Source organism: Halorubrum amylolyticum (assembly GCF_004114995.1).
In the GTDB taxonomy this organism is placed as follows: Archaea; Halobacteriota; Halobacteria; order Halobacteriales; family Haloferacaceae; genus Halorubrum; species Halorubrum amylolyticum.
Window position 1 is genome coordinate 17,487 of the sequence record NZ_SDJP01000039.1, and the last position, 9,998, is coordinate 27,484.

The 9,998-nt window shown below is 69.2% G+C and carries 9 protein-coding genes; 5 read left to right on the top strand and 4 right to left on the bottom strand.

Annotated features, from left to right (window positions below; all coding sequences use genetic code 11):
* Positions 1–36: 36 nt before the first annotated feature.
* The 3 genes from ESO89_RS16665 to ESO89_RS16675 all read left to right on the top strand — a co-directional run bounded on the left by ESO89_RS16665 (position 37) and on the right by ESO89_RS16675 (position 1,617).
* The gene (locus ESO89_RS16665) at positions 37–729 is read left to right on the top strand and encodes a hypothetical protein (protein WP_128906568.1); all 693 of its coding nucleotides are present in this window, start codon (positions 37–39) and stop codon (positions 727–729) included.
* A gap of 22 nt (positions 730–751) precedes the next feature.
* A complete protein-coding gene (locus tag ESO89_RS16670) occupies positions 752–1,168 on the top strand; it encodes an MPN domain-containing protein (protein ID WP_128906559.1) in 417 nt (138 codons plus the stop codon).
* Between the two features lie 125 nt (positions 1,169–1,293).
* A complete protein-coding gene (locus ESO89_RS16675; protein ID WP_128906560.1) occupies positions 1,294–1,617 on the top strand; it encodes a DUF5789 family protein in 324 nt (107 codons plus the stop codon).
* Between the two features lie 46 nt (positions 1,618–1,663).
* Here the strand turns inward: ESO89_RS16675 and ESO89_RS16680 are convergent, their stop codons facing one another.
* The 3 genes from ESO89_RS16680 to ESO89_RS16690 form a co-directional block, all read right to left on the bottom strand.
* A complete protein-coding gene (locus tag ESO89_RS16680; protein WP_128906561.1) occupies positions 1,664–1,966 on the bottom strand; it encodes a PRC-barrel domain-containing protein in 303 nt (100 codons plus the stop codon).
* A 108-nt stretch (positions 1,967–2,074) separates the two neighbouring features.
* Positions 2,075–4,300 carry an LUD domain-containing protein gene (locus ESO89_RS16685; protein WP_206731786.1) on the bottom strand — a complete coding sequence of 742 codons (2,226 nt, stop codon included), beginning with the start codon at positions 4,298–4,300 and terminating at the stop codon, positions 2,075–2,077.
* 34 nt (positions 4,301–4,334) lie between these two features.
* The gene (locus ESO89_RS16690; RefSeq protein ID WP_128906563.1) at positions 4,335–4,913 is read right to left on the bottom strand and encodes an LUD domain-containing protein; all 579 of its coding nucleotides are present in this window, start codon (positions 4,911–4,913) and stop codon (positions 4,335–4,337) included.
* Positions 4,914–5,059: 146 nt separating this feature from the next.
* On the opposite strand from ESO89_RS16690, the gene ESO89_RS16695 reads away from it, so the two are divergent.
* Positions 5,060–8,161 (top strand): FAD-binding and (Fe-S)-binding domain-containing protein, encoded by a 3,102-nt coding sequence (locus tag ESO89_RS16695; RefSeq protein WP_128906564.1) that lies wholly within the window; start codon positions 5,060–5,062, stop codon positions 8,159–8,161.
* Positions 8,162–8,407: 246 nt separating this feature from the next.
* On the opposite strand, the gene ESO89_RS18690 is transcribed toward ESO89_RS16695, so the two are convergent.
* Entirely contained in the window at positions 8,408–8,548 is a 141-nt protein-coding gene (locus ESO89_RS18690; protein ID WP_164932826.1) for a hypothetical protein, read from the bottom strand.
* Between the two features lie 56 nt (positions 8,549–8,604).
* On the opposite strand from ESO89_RS18690, the gene ESO89_RS16700 reads away from it, so the two are divergent.
* Positions 8,605–9,945, top strand: a complete 1,341-nt coding sequence (locus ESO89_RS16700) for an RNA-guided endonuclease InsQ/TnpB family protein (protein WP_128906565.1) — start codon at positions 8,605–8,607, stop codon at positions 9,943–9,945.
* Positions 9,946–9,998: the final 53 nt, after the last annotated feature.

Genomic DNA, 9,998 nt, shown 5'->3' on the forward strand with positions numbered 1-9,998 from the left:
GTTGAAAGGGATCGGGACCGAACACGCGCTATGGGAATGAAAGCTGACGGCGACCCGGACCTCCACGAGATCGATCGCTTCGGCCGCGGCGTCGGCTGGATCGCGCACCCGGACGAGGGGATGGAGCGGGCGAGCCACGCGGTCGCGGTCCCGAACGAGGAGAGCGAGACGGACGACGTCTGGGTGTTCGACCCGGTCGACGCGCCCGGCGTCGACGACCTCTTGGCGGAGCTCGGCACGGTCGCCGGCGTCGCGGTCGGGCTCGACCGCCACAAGCGCGACAGCGCGGCGATCGCGGCCCGACACGACGCCCCCGTCTACGTCGCCGAGTGGATGACCGGGGTCGCGGACGAGCTGGACGCATCCGTCGAGCGGTTCGGTTCGCGGCTGGCGGACTCGGGGTTCGAGGCGGTCCGGGTCCGGGACTCGACGGTCCCGCCGTGGCAGGAGGCCGGCTTCTTCGACGGCGAGACGCTGATCGTCCCCGAGTCGCTCGGCTCCGCCCCGTACTTCCGGGGCGAGCGCGAGCGGCTCGGCGTCCATCCGATGCTGCGGCTGACGCCGCCGGCCGAGGCGCTCTCCGGACTGAACCCGGAGCGGGTGCGCGTCGGGCACGGCGTCGGCGTGGACGAGCGAGCCGCACTCGCCGTCGAGGACGCGCTCTCCGGGTCGCGCCGCAAGGCGCCCCGGCTGTACACGCAGACGCTTCGCTCGGCGATCGGGATCTGACCGTGTCGGCGCCTCTCCGCTCGTGATCCACGTCACGCGCGACCTGTTGACGGTGCTCCTCGATCAGGCCGCCGAGCGCGACCCGGAGGAGACGAGTCTCCGGCTCTCGACCACGCGAGCCGGCGAGTTCGACGAGGAGACCGGACTCGACCCGGCGACGCCGGTGCTGACCCACTTCACGCCCGCGGGGGTCGGCGGCTCGGTGAACGCGGTGTTCGGCGTCGACATCGGGACGCCCGCGGGACGGGGGGGCGCGCGGTTCGTCTCGCACCCGGACGGGTTTCTCGGCGTGTCGAAGACGGACGACCTCGCGGCGGTCGTGCTCGTGGCTGTTCCGCCGTACGACGGCGACGTGGTCGCCGCGTTCGACCGCGCCGGCGACGGGATCGAGCTGGCGGTCCTCGACGCGGCGCCGCCGGAGGAGTCGCTCCCGGAGTAACCGCGTCCGCGGCGCCGCCGGAGGAGTCGCTCCCGGAGTAACCGCGTCCACGGCGCCGCTCGGACGCCCCGCGGCGGGCTCGCCGAACATGGGTTTCAAACCTCCCGAGCGAGTAGCACGCCGCAATGGCAGCACGCCCACCCGGCGGCGGTTCCTCGGAGCCGGACGCGATCGAGTTCGGTATCGCCGTGCTCGACGAACGGATCGAGGAGGCGGACGTGTCGTTCCCGGCGACGGCCGACGAGATCCGCGACGCCCTCGGCGACCGCGAGATTCCCTACGACGCCACGGGGCGGACGATCGCGCTCGGCGACGCGCTCGATCAGGTGCCGCAGAGCCGGTTCGAAAACGAGACGGAGTTCCTCGACGCGCTGTACCCGGTGTTCGACCGCAAGCGGCGGGAGGGCGGCGGGTTCCTGACGAGCCTGCGAGACGCGCTCCCCTTCTGACGCCGCGCGACTCACCCCCGCGGTCCCCCGGACCCGCGTGAGGCGGTCAGACCTCCGCTTCCGCCTCGGCCTCGGGCTCGTCGCTCCCGGTGTCGAGCCGCTCGATCACGTCGTTTATCAGCACCACGTCGCCGACGGCCCGGACCCAGCGGTACGGGACGATGACGCCCGTGTTCCCGCCGACCCGTCCGGCGAACAGCTCGTGGTTGAGCTCCGCGAGCGCGAGCCCGGTCACCGCCTGCGCGTCCAGATCGAGGCGCACGTCCTCGATTTCGCCGACGAAGACGCCGTTGTTCGAGTACACCTCGCGACCGACGAGCGACGTTATCTCCTCCGGAGCAGCGTTCATATCAGATACGGTCACGAGCGCGCCTAATAAGCGTTCGTTGTCGAACGACGCCCGTCAGACGGAGCGGTCGTCCGGTCGCCCGATCTCCCGGTCGTCGCGGCACCCGGCTCACGCTCGCGGGGCGATCAGCTCCACCGGGTGCATCGGCGGCGACCCCAACAGCGCGTCCAGCTGCTCGCCACAGGAGGTGCCGGACGCAACGACGGTCCGGTCGGTGTCGCCGAACTGCTCGCGGAGGGGCTCGCCCACGTCCATGCTCAGCTCGTAGTAGTCCGTCTTGTAGCCGAACGAGCCGGCCATCCCGCAACACTCCGTCTCGGAGACGCGCACGTCGTAGCCGAGCCGCTCCATCACGGCGGTCGCGTGCTCGCCGACGCCGATCGTCCGCGCCTGACAGTGCGGGTGGTGGGCGACCCGCTTGCCCGCGGTCACCGGCCCCGTGCCCGCCGCGGGCGCCCGGAGCGCGGCCGGGTCGCCGCCGTTCTCCAGCAGCCCGAAGCAGTACTCCATCACGTCGTAGCTGACGTCGGCGAGCCGCTCGAACGACGACTCAGGGAGGAGCTTCTCGTACTCGCTCCGGAACATCGCGAGGTCGCTCGGCTCGATCACGACCACGTCGCGGCCGGCGTCGACGTGGCGGGCGAGTCCGGCGTACGCGTCCTCGGCCGCCGCCCGCGCGGTCGAGATCATCCCCTGCGACAGCGGCGGGCGACCGCTCCCCGGGAGGTCGGGAACCCGGACGTGAACCCCGAGCGCCTCCAGCGCTCGGACCGCCGCCTTCCCGCGATCCACGTCGACGTAGTTGGTCGCGGTGTCGGGGTAGAGCACGACCTCGCGGGCCGCCTCGTCGGCCGGGATCGCGGCGCCGCCTCGCCGCTCGAACCAGTCGACGAGGGTCTCGCTCGCGAACTCCGGCAGGTCGCGCCGGCGGTCGATCCCGGTCACGCGCTCGGCGAGCGCGCGGAGCGGGCCCGCGTCGGCGAGCCGGTTCGCGATCGGCGCGGTGAGACTCCCCAGCTTCGCGACCGTCTCGTAGTTGCCGACGACCCGCGTGCCCAGATCGAGGCCGGCGGGCTCCTCGTCGGGAACCAGCTCCTCGAACAGCCAGTCGGTCTGTCTGGAGTCGACTTCGCCGCGGTTGATCCGGTCGCGGACGACCGTGTTGATCCACGGGATGTCGATCCCGACCGGACACGCCGGGACGCAGCGCGAGCAGCCGGTACAGAGGTCGTTGAACTCGGCCGCGGTGTCGAGCCCCTCGATGCCGGCCTCCCAGCCGGTCGCGATGCCGCCGGAGTACGTCTCGCCGCCGAACGCGTGGCCGCCGACGCTCTGGAAGTTGCCGCAGGCGTTCGAGCAGGCGGAACACCGGATGCAGTACAGCGTCTCCTTCAGCTCCTCGTCGTCGCGCATCGCCATACGCCCGTTGTCGATGAGGACGAGGTGGAAGTCGCGGTCGGGGTCGGCGCTCGCGTCGCCGTCGCCGATCGAGCCGTCTGAACCGGCGGCGATCCGGGCCTCGTCGTCCTCGAAGTCGGGGACCGGCGAGTCGACGGGCGGGGTCAGCGTCGAGATGTAGGAGGTCACGTCCTGTCCCGTCCCGGACCGGCCGATCAGCTCGACGAACGGCGAGAAGTCCTCGACGGTCGGGACGAGCTTCTCGACGCCCGCGACCGCGACGTGGGTGTCGGTCGCGGTCACCGTCTTCCGGGCGTTGCCCTCGCTGGTAACCAAGAGCACGGTGCCGGAGTCGGCCGCGATGAAGTTCGCGCCGGTCATCCCCACGTCGGCGTCCTCGATCAGTTCGCCGAGCCGCTCGCGGGCGAACACCGTGAGTTCCTCGGCGGTCTCCGGGGGGTCGTCCGGATCGAATCGCTCCGCGAACAGCTCGGCGATCCCCTCTCGCGACTTGTGGATCGCCGGTGCGACGATGTGGGAGGGCGCCTCGTCGGCGAGCTGTAGTACCCACTCGCCGAGGTCGGTCTCGACCACGTCGACGCCGGCGTCAGCGAGCGCCTCGTTCACCTCGATCTCCTCCGAGGTCATCGACTTCGACTTCACGAGGCGGTCGGCGTCGCGTTCGTCGGCGACCACCTCCCTGACGTACCGGTTCGCGTCGGCCGCGTCGTCGGCGAGGTAGACGGTTCCGCCGTTCGCCTCGACCGCCTCGGTCACCTCGTCGATCAGCTCCGGGAGCCGAGCGATCGCGTCCTCCTTGATCGCGCGGGCCTCGTCTTTCAGGTCCTCGTACCCGTCGAGCCGCCCCGTGGACTCGTAGCGTCCTTCGTTGAATCCGCGGGTGTTCTCGGCGACCGCGTCGCCCTCGGTCGCCATCAGCTCGCGGATGCGGTCGGCCTTCGCGGCGTCGCTACTCACCGGCGGTCACCTCCTCGCCCGCTCCCGACTCGTCCGCCGCCCCGTCCACCTCCCGAAGCAACACCACATGGACCTCCTTCGGCCCGTGCGCGCCGCGGACGAGCCCGCCCATGTCGGCGGTCGCGCTGGGACCGGTGGCGAACACCACGTCGACCGACTCGTCGCGCGCCCGCGGTCCGAGCCAGTCGAACGCGTCGGGCATGTCCGGGACCAGGTCGGCCTCGCGAAGGACGACGACGTGGCGGTCGACGAAGAGACTCACCGGCTCGGTGCCCGCCCGGTCGGCCTCGATCGCGACGCTGCCGTACGCGGCGACCCCGAGTTCGGCAGCGGTGACGCCGGTGTGGGCCTCGCGGAGGTCGGCGATCGTCGGGTCGGTCTCGACCCGGTCGGGGAGCGAGACCGTCGCGTCGGCCGGGTCGTCGTTCTCACCGCCGAGTGCGACCCCGACGGCCGGGTCCCTCGCGGCCTCGTCGATCAGTTCCGCGCACGCGCTTGGAGGCCCCTCGGTGACGCTCACCCCGAGGGAGTCCAGCCGGCGCTTGAACGTCGATCGGTCGGCGACTGACATATGTCATCATCCAACGGGACATATATGTGTGTTGCGCCGGCTCCCGCGTCCCGGGGATTCCGTCCGAGTTTGCGACGGAGTCCTGACGTTCCCATGCCATCGGCCGGGTCAGGGGATTTTTCATAGTTCGACCGTGAGGGATTCGCATGGCGACCAACACGCCGGACCCGGATCCGCGAGACGGGGGCGACTTCGACTACACGGGCGGGGCGGTGGAGCGTCCGGACCTCGTCGAGGCGCTGGAGGCCCGGGTCGACGGCGACGTGCGGTTCGACGACTACTCGAAGCGGCTGTACGCGACCGACGCCTCGGCGTACGAGGTCACGCCCATCGGAGTCGTGATTCCGGAATCGACCGCCGACGTGGCGGCGGTCCACGAGTACTGCTACGCCGAGGGGATCCCGGTGCTCCCGCGGGGCGGCGGCACGTCGCTCGCGGGCCAGACCGTCAACGAGGCGGTCGTGCTCGATCTCACCGACTCGATGGACGGGGTGCTGTCGACGGACCCCGAGGCGGAGACCGCTCGGGCGCAGGCGGGGGCGTACGTCGGCGACCTCAACGCCGCGGTCGAGCCCCACGGGCTGAAGTTCGCGCCCGACCCGGCGTGGCGCGACAAGTCTGCGCTCGGAGGCGCGGTCGGCAACAACTCCACCGGGTCTCACTCGCTGAAGTACGGGAAGACCGACCACTACGTCGAGGAGCTGGAGGTCGTGCTCGCGGACGGAACGGTGGCGACCTTCGGGGAGGTCGCAGTGGAGGAGCTACGGGAGTCCGCGGACCCGGACGCCGACGACCTCCTCCCACGGGTCCACGCCGAGGTCGTCCGGCTCCTCGACGAGGAGGCGAATGCGATCGACGAGCGCTTCCCGGAGATGAAGCGGAACGTCTCCGGCTACAACCTCGACCGCCTGCTCGCCGAGCACCGCGGCGAGTACGGCGAGCCGGGCGTCGTCAACCTCGGGCGCCTCATGGCCGGCAGCGAGGGGACGCTCGCGACGGTGACGGAAGCGACCGTCTCGCTCGTCGAGATTCCGGCGACGAAGGCGGTGGCGCTGCTCACCTACGACGACCTGCTGGACGCGATGGAGGACGTGGCACCCATCCTCGACCACGACCCCGCCGCCGTCGAGGTGATGGACGACGTGCTCTTGGGGCTCGCGGCCGACACGCCGGAGTTCGAGGACGTGGTCGGGATGCTGCCCGAGGGGACGGATTCGGTGCTCCTCGTCGAGTTCTACGCCGACAGCGACGCCGAGGGGAAACGGAAGGTCGCGGACCTGATCGCGGACCGAGTGGGCGCCGCCGACGGGGACGGAACCGACGCGGACGCCGCCGCCGACGCGGTCGTCCCGGAAACCGAGGTCGACCCGCGAGCGGGCGCCGCCGAGACGACGAGCCAGCCGCGCCGCGCGGTCGACGCGATGGAGGCGCACGACCCCGCGAAGCGCGATCGGTTCTGGAAGATGCGCAAGGCCGGGCTCCCGATCCTCCTCTCTCGCACCACCGACGAGAAGCACATCTCCTTCATCGAGGACTGCGCCATCCCGCCGGAGCACCTCCCCGAGTATACCCGCGAGTTCCGGGAGATACTGGAGGACAACGACACCTTCGCCACGTTCTACGCGCACGCCGGGCCGGGGGTGCTCCACGTCCGACCGCTGATCAACACGAAAGAGGTCGACGACGTGGACGCGATGGTCGACATCGCCGACCGCGTCACCGACGCCGTGGTCAGGCTCGGCGGGTCGGTGTCGGGCGAGCACGGCGACGGCCGCGCCCGCACCCAGTGGAACCGGAAGCTGTACGGCGAGGACCTGTGGGACGCCTTCCGCGACCTGAAGACCGCCTTCGACCCCGACTGGCTGCTCAATCCGGGGAACGTCTGCGGCGACGTCGACATGCGCGAGAACCTCCGGTTCGACGCGGAGTACGAGTACGACGCCGGCTTCGACCCCGCGATGGAGTGGGCGATCGACAACGGGATGCAGGGGATGGTCGAGCTCTGTCACGGCTGCGGGGGGTGTCGCGGCCCGCAGGACACGACGGGCGGCGTGATGTGCCCGACCTACCGCGCCTCCGAGGAGGAGATACAGGCGACCCGCGGCCGGGCGAACATGCTCCGCGGGGCCATGGACGGCGAGCTGCCCGACGACCCGACCGACGACGAGTTCGTCACCGAGGTGATGGACCTCTGCGTCGGCTGTAAGGGCTGTACGGTGGACTGTCCGAGCGGCGTCGACATGGCGAAGCTCAAGGCCGAGGTCGAGCACGCGCACCACGAGGAACACGGGATCGACCTCCGGACGCGGCTGCTCGGGAACTTCGAGCGGCTGGCGCCGATCGGCTCGACGCTCGCGCCACTCTCGAACCTCCCGGGGAAGATCCCGGGCGCCGGTCTCGTCATGGAGAAGGTCCTCGGGATCGCCGGCGAGCGGGACCTCCCCACGTTCCGCTCGGAGAGCCTGACGGACTGGTTCGAGGCTCGCGGCGGCGCGGGCGTCCCCCGCGCCGAGGCCGACCGCGACGTGCTCCTGTTCCCCGACGTGTACACCACCTACACGAACCCCGGCGCGGGGAAGGCCGCGGTGCGCGTGCTGGAGGCCGCGAACTGCCACGTCAGGATCCCCGACGTGGCCGGGAGCGGGCGCCCGCCGCACTCGAAGGGGATGCTCGACGAGTCTCGGAAGGCGGCCGCAGACGCCGTCGAAACGCTCGCGCCGGACGCGAGGGAGGACTGGGACGTGGTGGTCGTCGAGCCCACCGACGCCGTGATGCTCCAGAGCGACTACCACGACCTGCTCGACGGCGACGCGAGCGACGTGCCAGACGTCGACGTGGCGGCCGTCTCGGGGAACACCTACGGCGTCATGGAGTACGTCGACGCTCACCGGCTCGACGAGGGGATCGACCTCGACGCCCCCACCGAGTCGCTCACCTACCACGGTCACTGCCACCAGAAGGCGACGAAGAAGGACCACCACGCGGTCGGCGTGCTCCGCCGCGCGGGGTACGGGGTCGACCCGCTCGACTCCTCCTGTTGCGGGATGGCGGGCTCGTTCGGCTACGAGGCCGAGCACTACTCGATGAGCAAGGCGATCGGTCGGATCCTGTTCGATCAGGTGGAGGAGAGCGACGGCGACGAGGTCGTCGCGCCCGGCGCCTCCTGTCGGAGCCAGCTGAAGGATCGCGACGGCGACGCCGCCGAGCCGCCGCATCCGATCGAGAAGCTGGCGGCGGCGCTGGCGTAGGGACCGCCGGAGACGGGGCGGACCTACCTAAAACAGCGAGAGAGTCCCGCCGTTTACGGCGGGCGTGAATCGCGTCACCTAAAACAGCGAGAGAGTCCCGCCGTTTACGGCGGGCGTGAATCGCGTCACTCGACGACACGAACCACCGGTTACTCCCCGGCCGGAGTCTCCANACCTAAAACAGCGAGAGAGTCCCGCCGTTTACGGCGGGCGTGAATCGCGTCACTCGACGACACGAACCACCGGTTACTCCCCGGCCGGAGTCTCCAAGTCGTCGGCGGCGTGGATCAACATCCCACGCCACGTCAGGCCGTGTTCGTTTTTCACGCGTTTGACGCGCTCGTACTGTTCGTCGTCGGGCACTTCGATGTTAACGTGGTTCGACACAGAATCTACGAGAATCTGTAGGTTTATGTTAGTTGCGCTCGTACACAGAAGTAGCGATGAAGCGCACCAACGAGTTCGAAGTAGTTCCCCAGTCCGACGAGGACGAGGAGTTACTTCGCCGACTGTTGGACGCTTCAGCCGCCCTCTGGAACGAGATCAATTACCAGCGCCGAACCAACTTCGACGATCCGGACGGCGACGTTTGGGAGATCGACGAGTACCGCGGTCGGTACGGCGGTACGCTCGGCGCGTCAACCGTTCAGCAGATCGAACGCAAGAACCGCGAAGCGTGGCGCTCGTTCTTCGCACTCCGGGAGAAGGGCGAAGCCAACGGCAAGCCCGGATTCTGGGGCAACCAAGACGAGGGGCGCGAACTGCGGACGTACATCCGAAACACGTCGTACTCCGTCGAGTGGGGCGAATACTCCCGACTCGAAATCCTCGTTGGACAAGACCTGAAAGACGAGTACGGACTTGGACACCAAGAACGCCTCCGGCTCAAAGTTCGGGGCGACCCCAACTGGAACAAGTACGACAAGCAGGGCCGGTTGGAACTGTATTACGACGACGTGAGCGAGACGTTCAGGGCCTTTCAGCCAGTCACAATCGACAATTCTCGACTGGCACAACCACTGGCGGACGAAACCGCCGCTCTGGACATCGGCGCGAACAACATCGTCGCCTGTACGACCACGACCGGTGAGAAGTACCTGTACGAAGGACGCGACCTGTTCGAGCGGTTCCGCGAGACCACGCAACGGATTGCCGAACTCCAATCGAAGCTTCGGGAAGGTCGGTACAGTTCGAAGCAAATCGACTCGTTGTACCGGCGACGGACCCGACGGCGCGACCACGCACAGGACGCGCTCTGTCGGGACCTGATCGAACGTCTGCACGACCAAGGCATCTCAACGGTGTACGTTGGCGACTTAACCGACGTTCTCGAGACACACTGGTCGGTTCGGACGAACGCCAAGCTGCACAACTTCTGGGCGTTCCGGCGGTTCATCGGGCGGCTCGCCGATACCGCCGAGGAGTTCGGCATAACCGTCGAAGTCCGCACGGAAGCGTGGACCTCGCAGACGTGTCCGAACTGCGGTTCGAGCGAGGGCACGACTCGGCATCAGGACACGCTGACGTGTACCTGCGGCTTCGAAGGCCACGCGGATCTCGTCGCAAGCGAGACGTTCCTGAGGCGTCATCAGAACTCGGAGAGTTCTGATTGGCGAACGAGACACAAAGTGTCTCGTCAACGGCACGAAACAGACGTAGCACGGCCGATGGCACGGCCCGTGTGCCTCAAGTGGGACAGCCACGACTGGCTGGAGTCACCACGCTCTCCCCGTCCCAACGAGGAGCACACGAACCCGCAAGTTGCCTCCGTGGACTCGGCATAGCCGAGACTCCCAGCGTGAGGAAACCCCGGCGTTCACGCCGGGGAGGATGTCAT